This window comes from Rahnella sp. RFA10(1/100) (assembly GCF_004195115.1).
In the GTDB taxonomy this organism is placed as follows: Bacteria; Pseudomonadota; Gammaproteobacteria; order Enterobacterales; family Enterobacteriaceae; genus Rahnella; species Rahnella perminowiae.
The window spans coordinates 46,521-64,305 of record NZ_SEWR01000001.1 but is presented as its reverse complement, the minus strand read 5'-3'; the positions used below and the strand labels follow the sequence as shown (position 1 = coordinate 64,305).

The 17,785-nt window shown below is 53.5% G+C and carries 11 protein-coding genes, 1 tRNA gene and 3 pseudogenes; 8 read left to right on the top strand and 7 right to left on the bottom strand.

The genetic code is table 11. From position 1 onward, the window contains the following. Window positions 1-198 precede the first annotated feature (198 nt). The 5 genes and pseudogenes from ETV65_RS00290 to ETV65_RS00270 form a co-directional block, all read left to right on the top strand. Window positions 199-1,722 (top strand): EAL domain-containing protein, encoded by a 1,524-nt coding sequence (locus ETV65_RS00290; protein WP_129951023.1) that lies wholly within the window; start codon window positions 199-201, stop codon window positions 1,720-1,722. A gap of 248 nt (window positions 1,723-1,970) precedes the next feature. Further along, window positions 1,971-2,747 carry a DgsA anti-repressor MtfA gene (gene mtfA / locus ETV65_RS00285; protein ID WP_129952102.1) on the top strand — a complete coding sequence of 259 codons (777 nt, stop codon included), beginning with the start codon at window positions 1,971-1,973 and terminating at the stop codon, window positions 2,745-2,747. Between the two features lie 143 nt (window positions 2,748-2,890). Further along, a tRNA-Asn gene (locus tag ETV65_RS00280) sits at window positions 2,891-2,966 on the top strand. Between the two features lie 161 nt (window positions 2,967-3,127). Further along, window positions 3,128-4,386: pseudogene (locus ETV65_RS00275) on the top strand (integrase arm-type DNA-binding domain-containing protein). 224 nt (window positions 4,387-4,610) lie between these two features. Next, window positions 4,611-4,770 (top strand): annotated as a pseudogene (locus tag ETV65_RS00270) (transposase); the annotation flags it as partial. Window positions 4,771-4,988: 218 nt separating this feature from the next. Here ETV65_RS00270 and ETV65_RS00265 read toward each other — a convergent pair. The 6 genes from ETV65_RS00265 to ETV65_RS00240 are packed head-to-tail and all read right to left on the bottom strand — an operon-like array spanning window position 4,989 to window position 12,731. Next, the gene (locus tag ETV65_RS00265; protein ID WP_129951022.1) at window positions 4,989-6,170 is read right to left on the bottom strand and encodes a type III PLP-dependent enzyme; all 1,182 of its coding nucleotides are present in this window, start codon (window positions 6,168-6,170) and stop codon (window positions 4,989-4,991) included. After that, a complete protein-coding gene (locus ETV65_RS00260; protein WP_129951021.1) occupies window positions 6,167-7,924 on the bottom strand; it encodes an IucA/IucC family protein in 1,758 nt (585 codons plus the stop codon). Before ETV65_RS00260 ends, ETV65_RS00265 begins: the two co-directional genes overlap by 4 nt. Next, the gene (locus ETV65_RS00255) at window positions 7,899-9,053 is read right to left on the bottom strand and encodes an MFS transporter (protein WP_129951020.1); all 1,155 of its coding nucleotides are present in this window, start codon (window positions 9,051-9,053) and stop codon (window positions 7,899-7,901) included. Before ETV65_RS00255 ends, ETV65_RS00260 begins: the two co-directional genes overlap by 26 nt. Then, window positions 9,053-10,765 carry an IucA/IucC family protein gene (locus ETV65_RS00250; RefSeq protein ID WP_129951019.1) on the bottom strand — a complete coding sequence of 571 codons (1,713 nt, stop codon included), beginning with the start codon at window positions 10,763-10,765 and terminating at the stop codon, window positions 9,053-9,055. Before ETV65_RS00250 ends, ETV65_RS00255 begins: the two co-directional genes overlap by 1 nt. Continuing rightward, window positions 10,765-11,931, bottom strand: a complete 1,167-nt coding sequence (locus ETV65_RS00245) for a siderophore biosynthesis protein PvsA (RefSeq protein WP_129951018.1) — start codon at window positions 11,929-11,931, stop codon at window positions 10,765-10,767. Before ETV65_RS00245 ends, ETV65_RS00250 begins: the two co-directional genes overlap by 1 nt. Window positions 11,932-11,957: 26 nt before the next feature. Beyond that, window positions 11,958-12,731: an aldolase/citrate lyase family protein gene (locus tag ETV65_RS00240; protein ID WP_129951017.1), complete on the bottom strand. Its 774-nt coding sequence runs from the start codon at window positions 12,729-12,731 to the stop codon at window positions 11,958-11,960. Between the two features lie 260 nt (window positions 12,732-12,991). Here ETV65_RS00240 and ETV65_RS00235 point away from each other — a divergent pair, with 260 nt between their 5' ends. Beyond that, window positions 12,992-14,107 carry an ABC transporter substrate-binding protein gene (locus ETV65_RS00235; RefSeq protein WP_129951016.1) on the top strand — a complete coding sequence of 372 codons (1,116 nt, stop codon included), beginning with the start codon at window positions 12,992-12,994 and terminating at the stop codon, window positions 14,105-14,107. A 37-nt stretch (window positions 14,108-14,144) separates the two neighbouring features. Here ETV65_RS00235 and ETV65_RS00230 read toward each other — a convergent pair whose 3' ends face one another. After that, window positions 14,145-16,211 (bottom strand): TonB-dependent siderophore receptor, encoded by a 2,067-nt coding sequence (locus tag ETV65_RS00230; protein ID WP_129951015.1) that lies wholly within the window; start codon window positions 16,209-16,211, stop codon window positions 14,145-14,147. A gap of 266 nt (window positions 16,212-16,477) precedes the next feature. On the opposite strand from ETV65_RS00230, the pseudogene ETV65_RS25050 reads away from it, so the two are divergent. Together ETV65_RS25050 and ETV65_RS00225 are read left to right on the top strand one after the other, a co-directional pair. Then, window positions 16,478-16,726, top strand: a pseudogene (locus ETV65_RS25050) (IS110 family transposase); the annotation flags it as partial. Continuing rightward, window positions 16,665-17,456, top strand: coding sequence for an MFS transporter (locus ETV65_RS00225; protein ID WP_129951014.1), 792 nt, complete (start codon window positions 16,665-16,667; stop codon window positions 17,454-17,456). The pseudogene ETV65_RS25050 and the gene ETV65_RS00225, both read left to right, overlap by 62 nt. Window positions 17,457-17,785: the final 329 nt, after the last annotated feature.

Genomic DNA, 17,785 nt, shown 5'->3' with positions numbered 1-17,785 from the left:
CATCCTGGCCGCCGGGGGCCGGTTTTGATTTAAACTTATTACAGTTGAATCCATAACTATTCATAATATGAATTAAAAATGAGATTATCAGCACTCTCAGATTGGCCTTGTTATTTGCCTTGTGGCAGTGAATAACACCGTTATAGGTTATATTGACGGGGCGAATCGTCGCTCTCAGGCTCTCACTGGTGGTTACCCTTGACCTTAAATTGGTTAAACCGACGCTCTGTCCGGATATGCGTTTCACTGCTCGCCTTCGTTGTTGTCGCTGCACTCGGAACATGGGCAATCTCATGGCAAACATCTCAGGGATTACGACGTGATACCGCTGCAAATTTGCAACAATCCGTGAGGCTGGTGGATATGACGCTGGATAATGCCGCCATTGCAACCAGTGCCGTTGAAAATCTGATTGGCATGCCCTGTGATGCCAGGATTCTGCAAGCGCTGCGCTGGCAGGTGGCGAAAGTGCCCAATGTCCGTACGGTCAATCTTTATCACCAGGATACGATTTACTGCACTTCCCTGTTTGGCCCGCGCTCTGACACTATCTCGACCGACAAATTCGTGGGTGGCAGACTGATGCTGATGAGCGGTAACAGCGTCACGCCTAATCACCCCCTTATTGCCTATCGTCATAATGTTAACAGCAGCGGTGTGCTGGTCGGTGTCGATGGCTATTTTCTGCATAACATTCTGTCATTGCTCAGTACCCATGCTTATCTGGCGTTACAGGTTGGCGACCAGTGGATGGACAGTAACGGCATCATTCACCGCGGTGAAGACTGGCCGGCCGGCGAACGCATGGAGCTGACTTCTCAGCACTATCCTTACGCTATACGTTTAGTGATCCGCCAAAGTGATCACTGGGGTTATGTCTTCGATTACGCAACCGTCAGTCTGGTGCTATTTCCGCTGCTCAGCTTATTTATCGCGTTCATGACTTATATTCTGCTCGGTCGCGTGGGCGGCCCGACAGCTGCCCTGAAAGAGGCGCTGGAGAAAAAACAGTTCATCGCGTATTTGCAACCCGTCGTGGACGGCACTACCCATCAGGTGACGGGGGCTGAAGTCCTGATGCGCTGGCAACATCCGCAGTCAGGTCTGATCCCGCCTTATCAGTTCATTCCGCTGGCTGAAGAGAGCGGCCTGATTGTGCCCATGACTCGCCTCATCATGGCACAGGTGCGTGAGCAGTTCGGCCCGCTGGCGGCACAGTTGCCTAAAAATTTCCATTTCGGTTTCAATATCTGCGCCAGTCATTTCAAAGACCACTCACTGGCTGAAGACTGCAAAGCTTTTATTGATGCTTTTAAGGTGAACCCGATCAATCTGGTACTCGAACTGACCGAGCGTGAATTAATCGAACCGGGTGAAATCACCTACAGCCTGTTTCGCACGCTGCGCCAGATGGGCGTACTGATCGCAATGGATGACTTTGGCACCGGGCATTCCAGTCTGGCGTACCTGCAAAAATTCCATATCGATATTCTGAAAATCGATCAGAGCTTCATCGGCCGGATTGGCACCGATGCGCTGGCCGAACATATCGTCGATAATGTGATTGATCTGGCTAAACGCCTGCAAATGATCATCGTGGCGGAAGGAATTGAAACCCAGACGCAGGTGAATTATCTCGCGCCCTACCAGCTGGAATTCCTGCAAGGCTACTTTTTCGGCAAGCCCGTACCACCGGAGATTTTTATCGGGAAATGGCTTTGATTCTCAGACCGCCTGCGGCAGGTGCTATCCTCTTCAGGCAGCGGGCACTTTCGTGACTCTGTGACTAGACTAATAACGTGAGCTACGTCTTATAAGATGCGTGCGCTTTTTGCTAAAAATCCACTGGTGTGTAACATCCATACAGATTCAGTCCTGTGACAAAGCTAACTTGTTGAAGTTACTTGTATTGGAGTACTCTGGCGGAGAACACTGCTGACAATCCGATTGATCACTTTGCGAGCAAGATGATGATTAAGTGGCCGTGGAAAGCGAATGAACTGAAAATTGAGAAATCAGACGTATGGAACGATGCGCTGAATATCCCACTTTTGTCTTGCCTGAACGAAGATGAAAAATTGCGTCTGATTCAGGTTGCCAGCCAGTTGTTGCAACAAAAACGGCTGGTTCCTTTGCAAGGCGTTGACCTGACGGAGCTGATGCAGGCGCGTATCGCGCTGCTGTTTGCGCTGCCTGTCATGGAACTGGGCGCCGCCTGGCTCGACGGTTTTCACGAGATCCTGCTCTACCCTTCCCCTTTTGTGGTTGATGCTCCCTGGCAGGATGAAAACGGGCTGGTACATGCTGGTTCACAAATTCACGCCGGACAAAGCTGGGATCAGGGGCCGATTGTCCTCAACTGGCAGGACATCGAGGACTCATTCGACAACTCGGGTTTTAACCTGATCATCCACGAAGCGGCGCATAAACTGGATATGCGCAACGGCGGTGAAGTCAGTGGTATTCCGCCTATTCCGCTGCGTGAAGTAGTGTCGTGGGAGCACGATTTACACGCCGCGATGCAAAACCTGCAGGATGAAATCGATACAGTCGGTGAAGACGCTGCCAGCATGGACGCCTATGCTGCGACCGATGCTGCCGAATGTTTTGCCGTGCTATCCGAATATTTCTTCAGTGCACCAGAATTACTTTCAGAACGTTTTCCGCTGGTATACGGCCATTTTACCCGTTTTTACCAACAAGACCCGCTGGCAAGGCAGCTGCGCGGTCAGCGTTGCGATTGTTAAATCTCGTTTTGAAGGACATTTTTTCGCACTAACCTGCCCTTTTGCATCCATATTGATTAGTTGCTGAGCAGTCGGATGTTTTTAACGAATTTAGCGTTGACACTCCGGAGCCCTCTGGATATTATGCGCCCCGTTCACACGATTCCTCTGTAGTTCAGTCGGTAGAACGGCGGACTGTTAATCCGTATGTCACTGGTTCGAGTCCAGTCAGAGGAGCCAAATTCTTGTTTTCATGCCTCTTTGCGAATCCTTATGTGATTTAGATTCAATAAGTTAGCGCGAAAAATCTTCCCGATGCATTTTTAGTTTTTCCTCTGCATCGGGAGAATTTGGTGGTCAGATTTGGGGTCATGTTGGTTCGATGACGGAGTGACCCCCAAATGTCTCTTAACGACACAAAAATCCGCAGCTTAAAGCCATCCGCTAAACCCTTCAAAGTTTCCGATTCTCACGGCCTGTACCTTTTGATCAATCCCGGCGGTTCACGTCTCTGGTATCTCAAATATCGTATCAATAGAAAAGAATCACGCCTCGGCTTGGGTGCCTACCCTGATGTATCTTTGGCTGATGCCCGTCAACAACGTGATGGTATCCGTAAATTGCTGGCGCATAATATCAATCCAGCACAACAGCGCTCTGCTGAAAGAGCCACTTCCTCGCCAGAAAAAACTTTCAAGTATGTGGCACTGGAGTGAACCGTACATGGTCAGAGAACCATGCAACCCGTCTGCTTGCCAGCATGAACAATCATATATTTCCTGTGATTGGACACCTGCCGGTAACTGAACTGAAACCTCGCCATTTTATCGACGTGCTGAAAGGCATTGAGCAAAAAGGTCTGCTGGAAGTCGCAGCACGTACCCGGCAGCATATGTGCAACATCATGCGTCATGCCGTACATCAGGAGTTGATAGAGAACAATCCGGCGGCAAATCTGGAGGGTATCATCGCCCCTCCCGTTAAACGCCACTACCCCGCCCTTCCGCTGGAGCGACTGCCGGAACTGTTGGCACGCATTGAGGACTACAAGCAAGGACGAGAGTTAACCCGCCTGGCCGTATCACTCACCCTTCACCTATTCATCCGCTCCAGCGAGCTGCGCTTCGCCCGTTGGTCTGAGATCGATTTCCAAAATAGAATCTGGACCATTCCTGCCACTCGCGAGTCCATCCCCGGTGTCCGCTACTCTGGGCGTGGTGCAAAAATGCGTACTCCACATATCGTTCCACTCTCCCGTCAGTCCATCGCTATTCTGAAACAGATACGGGAAATATCCGGTCATCAGGTGCTGGTATTCCCCGGCGATCACAATCCGTATAAACCGATGTGTGAAAACACGGTCAACAAGGCGCTACGCCTGATGGGCTATGACACAAAAGATGAAATCTGCGGCCACGGATTTCGGGCAATGGCCTGTAGTGCCCTGATGGAGTCTGGCCTATGGGCACAGGATGCGGTTGAACGGCAGATGAGTCACCAGGAGCGTAACAGCGTTCGAGCGGCTTACATCCATAAAGCAGAATATCTCGATGCCCGTAAAGCGATGATGCAATGGTGGTCGGATTATCTGGATATGTGCCGGAAAGCGTATGCTCCACCTTATATTTGTGGGAAGGAAATCAGTTGCGCAATGGGATAACCCCTCTGACAAAATAAACCACAGAAATAGCCGTATCAGTCTGTACTGGTACGGCATTTTTCTGGCTTCAACTCGGAGAAATTGTTAAGCCGTTTATGAGCATCTTCAACCGAATTAACCTGCGTGAATCGAAAGTGTGAGGTCCTCTTCTTATACAAAACTATTCACGGAAACGGATTAGGTCTGTTTGTAGTGGCACACTGAATTTGGCCACCTGAATAGAGGTGATATCATCACCTCACAGTCAAAACAGGTGACATTATGACCGGACGTAACAGACGCAATTTTAGCCCCGAGTTTCGCCTCGAAGCTGCCCAGCTTGTACTCGATCAGCACTACACCGTTGCCGCCGCTGCAACGGCAATGAATGTCGGCAAATCCACATATGGCAAGGCTCGCTCAAACTAGATTTATGTTATCCGCAACAAGTGATGGTTTTGACAGGAGGTGATTTTTATATTTAGCTTATTTATGAGCCAGCCACTGATAAAGGTTATCCTAGTCAGAGATCCATTTTTAGAAAAACCTGCATAGGAAGCTAAGCAGGCTTTTTGCTTTTCAGACTTCTTCACCATAAGCCATATGATTCAGATTCAAAGAATTTACTTGCTCAGCCAAAATACCTCCGGCGGGTTGTGCATCAGGAAGTTTTGGTGGGAAATATTCCAGGCATATGCCCCTGCCAGGCTGAACACCAGCCAGTCACCTACAGCCAGGGCGGCAATCGGTTGCTGGCGCGCCAGCACATCTTTTGGCGTACATAGCTGACCCACTACGGTCACGTGTTGATCCGTAATCCACGCCGCATGCTGTTCACGGCGCAGCACACTAAACGGATGGTTATGGTTCTGTGCCGCAGGTGTGCGAAAGTGATGTGTGCCGCCGCGCCCGATAGCAAACCATTCACCGAGGTTTTTCTTCACATCAAGCACTTCCATCACGTAATAACCGCAATCTGCGGCGATGTAACGTCCGCATTCAAAACGTAGCGTCCAGCCCAGGGCCTGACTGATCTGCATGACATCCGGCAGACGCTGGCAAAAGTTCGCCCAGTCAAAATGCTGTTCAGGATCAAGATAGTTGATACCCATCCCACCGCCCACGTTAATCAGATCCACGTCTAATTGCCATTCATCACACCAGTTGCGCACTTTCTCCAGATAGAGGCGAATCAGCGCCAGATGGTTATCGACATCCGACTGGTGCGACATCAGATGGAAGTGGAAGCCGCGCAGTTTAATCAAGGGGGATGCAGCTATCTCGTGCAGCGCAGCAGGCAACTCCTGCTCGTCGAGGCCAAATGGCGTCGGTTTTCCTCCCATCATCAGGCGTGTGCCGCCGATACCATCCAGCACGATATTCATCCGCAGCAGCACCGAAACGGTTTGATTCTCGCGCAGCGCAATCGCCTGCAGTCGATGCAACTCAGTCAGGCTTTCAACGTGCAATACCTCTACGCCCAACTGCACTGCCTGTTGCAATTCGCTCTCCAGCTTGCCTGGTCCGCCGAAAATCAGCGGTTTGTCCGGCACCTGCTCACGCAGCCAGTTGAGCTCTCCCCCTGAGGCTGCTTCATAACCATCAACATACTCATGCAGCGTGTGTAGCACGGGGGCTTCCGGATTCGCTTTAGCAGCATAAAATAACTCGCAGCCCGCAGGGAGTGCACTGCGCATCGCACTGATGTGCTGAGACAATGCATCAAGATCGTAAACGTAGGCACAGAAGGGTTCTGCACGCTGTTGCTGCAATTGCTGCAACGTCTTTAACACTAACGGCGTCACTGGGCGCTCCTCATCGGGTGTTGCATCATGGTGTAATCTGCATGCTTATCGGCTTTCTGCAACAGGCGGGTTTTCAGGTTGTTTTTCGACGGAATCGCACCGCCCGACAGGATGTCGGCGATCTCCGGCTGCAGTTGCCAGCGTGCCAGTTGCCCGGCCAACAGATCCCACAGCACCTGCTCCAACTGACGATCACCGTCAGCCAGACGGAATAAGACTTCGGAAAGATGGTTGATCAACAGGCAATACGCCACACGCCGCCAGCCCTGTTCACGGCTGTACCAGACCGACTGGCGTGCCCGTTCTGACATCATCGCCAGATCGCTGGCCGCCCAGTGTTCACTTGTCAGCTTAGTGCCTTCCAGATCCCGTACCCAGACAGCTGTTGGCAGATGGTTTTCCATCGCCAGCAACACATTTTGCAGATGTGGCTCGAACACCAGACCTTCGCTAAAGAAAGCCTCCAGCACCCCTGGCAGCAAAAGTGCCAGATAGCGTTCCAGCCATAGAAGACTGGCCTGCTGTAGGGGAATCGTCTGCGCTGCGCTGAGTTGCTGAATGACGACCTGCAATGGGCTATTTCCGTGGCGGTCGAGGGCAAACAGCGCGGCAGCAAGCCACGGTTGTTCATCACCCAGGTTCTCACGGTATAAAATGCCGAAGCACTCCTGCAGATGGCGCACCTCATCCGTTTCACCCGCTTGCGCCAGCACGGAGAAGTCCAGACTGCTTGCCCCCGGTTCGCGCATGATGTGAAAGCCCGGCGTTTGTGCTTCCAGGCGGGCAAAATGACTCTCGAGTAATTCATTCAGTGCCACCGCGCTCTCCAACTCGTACCAGGCGTTTTTGCGCACGCAGTTAGTCAGGCGGACATGAATGGAACATTTCAGGTAGTACGGCAGATCGGCGCGATACAGCGTACGCACCGACGAAGTGGCAGAGAATGTCGGGCCGATCAGGCCGAGCGGTGTAATCAGCCCCGCATTGAGCGCCCGGGCGTACAATGCCGACTCAGTTATATGGGACACTTCCCATGGATGGCACGGATAGCAGTGGTCGCCATTGAGCTGCTCGAGCATCGCTGTGATTGGCGCGCTGCCACGCACCTGCAACAGTGAAGGATGGATACGAAACCAGAACAAAGGGAAACGTGCGGAAACTTCGGGTGAACAGGCCAGCAACGCCTGGGGCGTCAGGCCCTGACGGCTTTTCGGGCTGGGATGCATAGGGTGTCCCCACAGCAGACTCTCCTCGCTGCGGATATACCCGTGTTGCCCGGTATCTTCCGGCAAATGTTGCAAAAACAAGCTGGCCACCTGCACGCTGTTCTCAATCTGGTCCATCAGTTCAAGATCCGGCAACTGACCGGTCTGATGCACCATATCGTTGACCAGAAACGCCATCGCCTCGCTGCAACGTATGGCACGCCATGAGCGGCCAAATTGTTTGATAAAAGGCGTGCCGGTAAAATCACCACGCCCGAGCAGGCTCCAGCGTGTAGCACGGATGGCCAACAGTGTGCCATCCGACCCTGCCAGCTCAAGCAAAACGACCTCGCCGGACACCATGCGACTTGCCAGAGACAGCGGAATGTTCCCCTGGCGCACCAGGCTGATACGTCCAGCCGGTCGGGCGAATTCACGAATATAGCAATTCAGCAGCGCTGTCAGACCAGCAAATTCCGCCTGCTCACGCTCTGGCGCGACTTTTGGCGTCAGTCGCGGGTGTTCACGAACTGCGAGTGATACGGACATAACCTGAACCTCGTAAGGATGAAAGAATAAAAATAGCGACGCCGCACAGTGCCGCTGTCGCTGACGCCAGATACGGCGTCAGCAGCGAGAAATGCACGACAAGCCAGCCCGAACTGATACCCGCAGCCACGCCAGCCCATTTACCAGCGGCATCGATTTGCCCAAACTGCCTACCCGCGTTGTGCTGGCGAATGCTGTCACTCAACATCTGATTGGCACCGCTATAGGCCAGTAATATGCCGATGCCAAAAAGGGTGCGTGCCGCCAGCAGGGTTAGCGGACCTGCGATCTGTGTATGCCACAGCGCGGCCAGCGCGATCAGCACCAACCCTGGCAGGAAGAACGTGCTGCGGCCACTCAGCCGGTGCCACAGTGGCAACAACAGCAAATAGATCAGATGCGGCCAGCTGTAGAACACACCGATTAACACCTCCTGATGCAGCCAGTGCGCGGCATAGGGCAAAAAATAGGGAAAGGTCACCACCATGGCGAAATTGAACAAGAACTGCATGGTCCACAGCAGCAGCGGATTTTTGCCGCTGACCGCTTCTTTGGCGTGAGGGTTGGGTGAAATGGCCACGTCAGCGGGCAAGCGTAGACTGAGCAGCAATCCGCACAGCGGCAAAAAGGCTAATCCCAACCATAGACGCTGTCCGATATGAGGCAACAGCATCAGAATGCCTCCCATCAGCGGCGGTGCACTCAACAACGCCAGACGCGCCGAGAACTGTGTCCAGTTGAGTGCTTTCGCCAGCGCATCACCGCGCATGTGCAGAGACAGATAACCGTTAGCCGCCGCCAGCGTGCCGCCGGCCAGACCTTGTAACGCAAGCGCCACAATCAGCCAGGGTAGCGAGGGGGCAATGCCAGCCAGAATAAACGCCAGCGTCAGCCCAACCAGTGCGCGCTGCAGCGACAGACGCCGACCGTAGCGATCGGCAAACCGCCCCCAATATGCCGATGAAAGTGCCGTCATCACCGCCGGTAAGCTGAACAGCACACCGGCCCACAGACTCTGCTCACCGATGCCAAACGCTGACAACAAACGCGGTAAATAGAGCGGCACGCCAAGTACGGTGAACGCCGCAAGAAAATGGCAAGCCAGCACCGCCATTAGCGTGCTGCGCATCAGCGATCGCCTCGCTGCAGGAAATTCGGTCCGCTCTGGCCGTAGAATTTGTTGATATCCGCCGCACCGGATGCCTGCTTACTCAGCAGGCTGCCACTCAGCATCAGGTATTTCACCGGCTGGGTTGCAGAGGCAAACAACTGCTCTCTGGCAAAGGCGGTATCAACACCTTCACTGTCCAGCCGTGCCAGGCTGTTTTCCAGCGCACTTCGCAGCGTGTCATAAGCGGCTTCACGATCGAGTAGCTTCGCCGCAGCAAGGCTCTCCAACACCGCCGCCAGGCACAGCTGGAGGGTTATAGTGATAAACATCTGCGCCAGCGAAAGATCCTCCTGCACGCAAATACGCTCATCGCGCAGTTGCTGAACACGTTCCGCCAGTTGTGGACAGGCGGCTTTGAAGCGCTGCGGGAAAATGCGCGCGGCATCATTATCTTTCATCACCAGCGTCAGCGGCTCCCCTGGCGTCAGACTCAGTACCGCGTTTTGCTGGTTGGATTCCAGTGCAATACCGTAGCGCAGCCACAACGTCAGGTGCACATCCGCCATCAGCTGGCAGTACTCGCGCCACCAACTGGCAGCATCCGGCATGCCTGGCTGTTCCAGCAGCGAAACGAGATATAGCCGTTCGTCCGGCAATGTGCTGCCGAGCGCCGCCACCGGTAACAACGTTTCGCCACTGCGCGGTGCGGCGTAGCGGCGTAGCAGGAACGCCAGTTGCTTATTTTCCGCCACATGGCCGCAGAAACGCTCATCCACGTGACGGTATTTGCCGCGCAACAGGCTGTCCTGTTCACCAATCGCCGACAGCACCTCGGCAAACCACTGCCCGTCGTACAGAGTGGACGCTTTAATCAGGCGGATGTTTTTCTGTCCGAGGGTGCGCATGCTGAGCGGCACTTTAAGGTGTTCGGTGGGATAATCCGCCAATTGAACGGTGCGTACCGACAGTGTCGGATAGACTTCAAGCCAGGCTTGCGGCGCAATGATCGCGCCGGCAGGCAGATCGCTCAGATGACGCAGTGTCAGCGGATGGAGAGGAATAAGCTCATAATCCTGCTGCAGTCGGGCATCCAACCCGACCTGCTGCGGCAGTGGCCACCAGGTAGGTTTTGCCTGCGGCACGGTGAGCGACAGCTGTCCGCGCGGCAGCGCCAGCCAACGCAGGTGGAACGACGGGCAAAACTCCGGCGCGTACTGACGCAGATCGTCCTCGCTGAAGCCAAACTTCGCGCGCGCCGTGGGGTAATATGGATGATCGAGGAAACTCGCCAACTGATCGGCATGGCGCAGACGTTCGCCCCAGTGCATCGATGTCGGTGCACGCAGCAAGGCCTCACGTTGCGTGGCAAACGCCGTGGCACACAGTTCACCCTGTATCACGGCGGCATCAGCTTCTTCTTTATAAGTAGCGAAAAGCTGACGGGTTTCATCCTGCTGATCGGGCATCAGCACAGCCAGCCAGTCGGTATAACCGGACTGTTGCTGCCAACCTGTTAGGGTTTGCACTTCCCAGTGCGGATAAATCGCCTGCCAGCGCTGCATATAATCGCTGGCACGTACCGCTAATCGCAGCTTGTGCTGCGCCGCCTCATAAACCAGCCACTGCTGATCATCCTGTTCGGTAATGCGGCCTGTACTTACCAGACCGCCAACGTCTTCGCGCAGGCTGGCATTGATGATGCGCAGCGTGATGTAATCGTGCTGGTTCATTACGCAACCTCCCATTTCAGTGCCGCTAAAGTGCAGGCAGTGAGTTGCTCCAGTTGCGCAGTATCGCTGGCTTCAAGATAAAGGACGCCGAGGTAATCTTTATTGGAATGAGTCAGTTCAATGCGTTCGCCCTGCGCTTTTAACGGGCGATAACGTAACCCCGGTGCGGCGGCGGGCTGCGGTGCAAGCTGTAACGTGCCGCTCTGTTGCGCCACCAGATAGTGGATCAGCGCTTCCCCCCGCGCTGGTTTCACTGGCGGCAGCGGCTCACCGAGATGCAGGCACAGAATCGGCGTGAACCAGCCTTCCGGCAGCAGGCGTTCAAGCAGAAATTCGCGTCCATCACCAATGCTGCGATAGTTGATCTCCACCAGCACGGGACCCTTATCGGTAACGATAAACTCGCTGTGACAGACGCCAAAACCGACACCAAACTGGCGCAGTTGATCTAATGCCTGCTGTTTCCAGCGCACGCTGTGCTCACCGCCCCAGCGCGCGGCCATTTCAACAAAATGTGGTGGTGGGGAGAGTTCGACATCGAAGCCACCGACCGCCACCAGCTCGTTACCGTCACCCAGCGTTTCCAACGTGAACAGCGGGCCTTGCATAAATGCTTCGACCAGCAGCGTCTGACGCGACGACAGCGACGCGAGATAGTGCTGGCAGCTGGCGAGATCGTCCAGCAAACGCACATCCATTGAAGCCACCCCCTGACCCGGCTTGATCACCACAGGCCAGGGCCAGTTGGCGTGCGGCGCTTCGTTGGGCAGCAGTTGGCTTGACCACACCGACGGCAGTCCATGCGCCTGTAACCGTTGGCGCATACGCCACTTTTCTTTCGCGGCATAGCAAATTTGCCAGTTTTTTGCTGGCAGCCCGAGGGCCGTGGCGGCAATGGCCGTGGCGGTTTGCAGGTGATCGCTATTGGAGAACAATGCGGCAGGCGTAATGCCCCACTCGGTCAGCGCATCGAGGATTGAAAGCGGGTTAAACACCTCACACTCAATCACGCAGACGTTGTCATCCAGCACCTGATTGTGTGCCATAGCGTGGTCGGTGAGCAGCACCACCGGATAACCGAGACGCTGCGCCGCAGGGATAAAGCCTTCGATCACCGCCGCGTTAACGACGTGACTAATGATTACATAGGGCTTGTGGTTGAACATGTGCATACCTGTTTTGGTTTCAGAAACTAAGGATTAGGGGAAACAAAATCGGTAAGGTGTTGTTTCAGGGTGCGAAACAGGAAGCCGCGGTCTTCGCCGCATAACCAGCAATCAATACCCTGACTACGCCAAAACTGTTGCTGTTGCGGTGTGCGGGGATTAGCACAGAAACGCTTCCCTGCGGCGATACAGCGGCTGGCAAGTAAGCGGATGTGCATTTCAACATCAGGATGCGACGGTTGCGGGCCGAGCTGCATACTCATTGCCAGGTCCAGTGCTCCTTCCATCACCAGTGTCACTTGCGGAATACGCAGGATTTCATCGATGGCGTCAATGCCGGGCACCGTCTCAATCATGGGTACCAGCCACAACTTCTCATTCGCATGGCCGATGTAATCGCCGAGCGGCATCGTGCCAAAACCAGTGACACTGCCACCGGTGATGCCGCGCGTACCCAACGGCGGGAAGAACATCGCATCACAAAGCGCACTCACCTGTTGTGCATTTTCGGTACGTGCCAGCACAATGCCATGCGCACCCATATCGAGAATGCGGCCGGCGCGCGGAATGTCATCCACAGTGATACGCACCAGAGGAATACACCCCTTGAGTTGCCCCAGCTGAATGCAGTGGCTTAACAGTGTTTCGTTGTGTGGTAAGTGTTCCAGGTCAAGCAGAACGAAGTCATAACCCGCGGTAGCAATCATGTCGACAATAGTCGGATGCGGAACGGAGTTGAGGATGCCATACAGCGCTGATTGCGACTGCAGACGTTCATCAGGTGAAGTCAGAGAAATCATGCGAAACCCATTTAATAATGCTTATCGTTTGCATTATCATTACCATTCTGTCGATCTTTTTCAAATGATTTGACAAGAATAGTTAACTATATTCACTGTGTGACGGTGACTTATCTACCTTAACTTGTGTGGCTGGATTACCTGCACCCTAAGGTATCTCCCCGATATTTAGACGTAATTCCCCTTTAACGACGATAACGTGCATCAACATCACGTTAGAAAAACTTCAACAGCGGATTTTTCAAAAAGAGAAAAGATTAATGAGAGGCAAGTGGCTTTTACTGTTTTCTATCCTGCTTTGGCCTGTGTCCGGCATGGCACAGCCGGTCACCGTCACCGATCTTGCCGGGCGAAATGTGACGCTCAATGCCCCGGCAACACGCATCATACTGGCCGATAGTCGCATGTTACTGACGATGAGTTTGTTGCATCCTGGCGATGCGCTGAAAGGGATTGTGGCCTGGGACGATTCGTTAAAAACCCGTGCGCCCGATATGGCCCGCTACTTTGCTCGTCAATACCCACGGTTAAGCGATATTCCTGTATTTATCAATCCGTATCGCAGTACGTTCAGCGTTGAGCAGGCGATGACGTTAAAACCGGATTTGGTGGTCTTTGATATCGGTATCCTGGCGAAATTGCGCGGCGAAGGTACGCTGGCACTACTGGAAAAAAGTGGCATCCCGGTGATCTTTATCGACTTTCGCCACAAGCCACTGACCAACACACCGGTCAGTCTGCGCCTGCTGGGGACAGTGACCGGCGAAACCCAGAATGCCGAACGTTTTATTCAGCGCTGGAATCAATTGCTGGCGCGCACCCAGGAACGCGTTGCGGCAATCCCACAAGATCAGTGGCCTGGCGTGGTGTTTGAGAATCATGCAGGGATGAGCGGCATGAATTGCTGCGCGGTATTTGGTCGTGATAGTTTCGGCGAGTTCATTCCAGCCGCCGGTGGGCGCAACCTGATTGCCGATAAGGTGCCGCCACAAGGCGCGGACATTAGCCCGGAGTTGCTGATCGTTGCACGTCCGGATATTTATCTGATGAGTGGCGCGGACTGGAGCCAGCGCGGTAGGACGTCGCTGGCCGTTCCCCTCGGTTATGACGCGACGCGAGCAACTACCCTGCCACGTTTGCAGGCACTCATGCAGCGTCCCATGTTGAGTGTATTGCCGGTGGCAAACGGACATCGCGTCATGGCCATCTACCATCAATTCTACGACAGTCCATTCAACGTCGTGGCGCTGGAGGCAATGGCGAAACTGTTCCATCCGCAGTCATTTGCCGATGTGGATCCGCAAGCCGATCTTGAAGCACTCTATCGTGATTTTATCGGCATGCCCTATCGCGGCTTGTTTTTCATCCAGCTATAAACACTAAGCCCGCTCAGTACGAGCGGGCTTATCAGGTTTAGAATTTCACGCTAACACCCGCGGTCACTGAACGGCCTGGCGCCGGTTGGCGTCCCCACGGACTGGTATCAACGCCACGGAACCAGTAGTCACGATTGAACAGGTTGTTCACCCCAATATAACCATTCATTACCGTGCTGCCAGATTTATACAAATCGCGGCTCACTTGCGTGTTCCACACCCAGTAAGACGGCATCTCGCCAACCGAACCGGTGCTGTTTTCGCTTACCGAGTTTGCTGCATCAGCAAAGGATTTACTGAAGTAGTAACTCGCCAGTGATAACGTGGTACCGCGCCATTCATAGCTGCCATCCAGCGTCAGTTGGGTGCGGGAAGCATAGGGCACCTCTTTGCCACGGTTGACGCCATTACGCTGCTCAGCTTGCAAATAGGCATAACCGGCGTGCAGTTTCAGCCCGTCGACCGCTGCCGGGCTCCAGAAACCTTCCAGCTCCACGCCCTGATGACGAGTGCGACCAATGTTCAGGTAGCTGTCAGAGGTGCTGTCATAGGAAATCTGATCTTTATAATCGATACGATACAGGCCCGCATGCAGACTGAGGTTGTCCATGGGCGTGTAGCGCACGCCACTTTCATAGTTCCATGCCAGTTCTGAGCTGACATCCCCGCCCTTCACAATCTGTGTCACTTGCGCGGGACGCAAACTCTTTTGCATATCAGCATACAGGAACCACTCTGGTGCCAACTGATAGCCAACGGTCAACCCCGGCAGCCACTGTGTATCCGGCGAAGAAGTACGCTGGCCGCTCGTTTTATCCACATATTTTTCACTGACGTTCTCGTAGCGCATGCCTGGCGTAATGGTCAGGGTATCGCCAAACAATTTCACGGCGTTACTGATATACCCCGCCCAGGCTTTATCATCAAAATTCCAGTCGCGCGTCACCGTCGTGACCCCGGTCGCCAGCGCCTGCTGACGCACCTGATAGTCCACTTTTTCGCTGACGAAACGCCCACCGATGATCCATTGTTGGTTCACCTTGTCACCATCGACATCCAGGCTAATACGGGGCTCGGTACCCCATACTTTGAAATTACGTGGGGAGTTTTGCACGATATCGGCAGGCAGCGCCGGGTTGAAGTTCTGCCCCGGAATTTTACTCATCCCAACATGGAAATCACGGTCTGATTCATGACCGAAGAACATCCAGTTAAATTCCGCCGAATCGATGAAACCGAGCGATCCCAACTGCTGGTTGTATACCGCGCTGTATCGCTTCGTGTGGCCGTCATAATCATCATACGGACGAGTACTTTGACGGCGATCGCTCAGATAATCCTCAGTGGAAAGCGCACCGGCCAGATCGGCATGCGCGTCATAGTACTGATAAGAAAGATTTAACGTGGTGTCTTCATTGATATTCCACAGGCCGCGCACGCGGAAGTTCTGTACTTTACTGTCACTGTGCTCGCGGAACGAACTGCCTTTCACCTGGTTGGCCTCCACCTGCAGCCCGAAATCATCATTCAGCATGCCGCCAGTCCGTAGATAGGTATCCCACAGATTTCGCCCTTTGCCGTAGAAGGTAGCGCGCTCACCGATTTCATTTTCCCATTTCACAGGGATAGGCTTACTGATCAGGTTGATCACGCCGCCGACGTTATTCGGGCCATACTGCACCGCTGCACCGCCGCGCACTACGTCAATGCGGTCGATGGTAGAGAACGTCACCGGGAATAACGACATCCCTTCCTGACCGTAGGGTGCTAGCGCCAGCGGAATACCGTCCTCAAGGATCTGTGCGCGACCGCTACGGCTGTCATAAAGGCCGCGAACCGCGATCTGCGGCAACACGCCAGTGCCCGTTTCGTCCTGAATTTTCACGCCAGGAACGCGTTGTAACGCGTCATCCAGCGTGCGATTCGCGCCTTTCTGCAATTGGTCGTTGCTTATCACAGTCCGGCTACCAGCCCAGGTTTTCACCTCTTCGGCGCGCGAGTCCCCAAGCACGTTACCGGATACCACGATAGTTTGATCTGCTGCGTAAGCGAATTTTCCTGCCAGAATCACGGCGAGCGCCGAGGCTATCTTGTTATATTTCATCTTCAACCCTGAATGGTAATGTATGTAATTGGTAATGGTTTTGATTAACATTACCATTATCAAACAGAGGTTGACATATCCTTACGTTCAGTAAACTCATGTCAAGAATTTTTTTTGAACATTATTCTTCGATTAGCCAATATGATTTTTACAGAATGAGGATGGAAACCGAGGTTTTCCGCAGCCTGTAATGCCTTTGAGGGGAAATGTTCGATCTTTCAAAAAATATTCAAATTATTTGAATATCATGTGGAATTTTTTTGAATCTGACCTGCCATTTTAATTGCGCGGGAATTGATGTACCTAAAAGCATTCTGGACATTGCGAACAGTCATATTGTCAGTCAGTTAACGGTGTCAAATGATAATGATATTTTTATTAGCATAATCAAGGCTTTAAATAGAAATAGTATAAAACTCATCCTGATGGAAGCAATAGGAGGTCTGGAATCCGATGCAGCCTGCTATCTTCAGTCTGAAGATTTTGATGTTGTCGTCATTAATCCCCGACAGGCATGCACGACAGCAGGCAATCGGCATGTTTGGCGGTCTGGTGTCCGTTGCGGCGGCGGCAGGCCCGGTGCTTGGCGGTGTTCGGGTGGGGGATTTCGGCTGGCGCAGCATCTTTCTCATCAATCTGCCTGTGGGTCTGTACGGCATCTGTTCCGGTTACAGGCTGTTGCCTGCTGCCTTGCCATCCCGTTTACGGGCGCTGGATTTCACCGGCCAGGTTCTGGCGATGGCCACCCTGGGCTGTCTGAGCTGGGTCCTGATACAGCTCCCGGAACAGGAATGGGGCCAGAGTGCGCTACCGTTAATGCCGCTGGCATTTTTTCTCTTCGTAGGCAATCTGTCCGCCGGGCGGTTAATGCGGCGCTGGGGAATAAAAAAACAAATGGTCACAGGCCTTCTCGCAGGCAGCGCGGGTTATGCAGGAATGATATTGCTAAACGGACAGATAACCCTGTTGGTCTTTATCTCAATGGCCCTGCTCGCAGGTGGCGTGGCGTTTGCCGTACCGCCAATGACCGCAGTCGTACTTGCAGGCAGAACGCGGGACACAGCAGGTACCGCCTCAGCCATACATACCACTTTCAGGCAAACAGGTTCCCTGGTGGGCATCGCGCTGGCCGGGCTGATATTCTCATGCACGCAGGCCCCCATAACCGTACTGATGGGTTTATCAGCACTGGTACATCTGTTGCTAGCGCTGATGAATGCGGTGATGCATTCTGACATTCCCTAGTTTATCTGAATGTTCATTCCTGGCTGCTGCTGCGGTAGTCGTTATCCAGTTACGGAAGCGGCGACTTATCTTCTGTAATATGGCGAACTTCTTGTATACAAGGTAATACGCAATCAGTGAACTAATCGGCATTTCCTGCGGGACAATCAGCAAGCCCCTCTCCTGTTCTTCGCGCATAAGAGTAATGGGAACAAGTACGATACCTTTTATCTGGCTGAAAGCTGGCCGTATTGCCCGCAGACAGATGCGCCCTTCAGTGGTCAGTCCCGGACGGCGATGACTGCGAAAGAACAACGTGATTATCCCCCAAACGGGACTTGTGGTGAGTA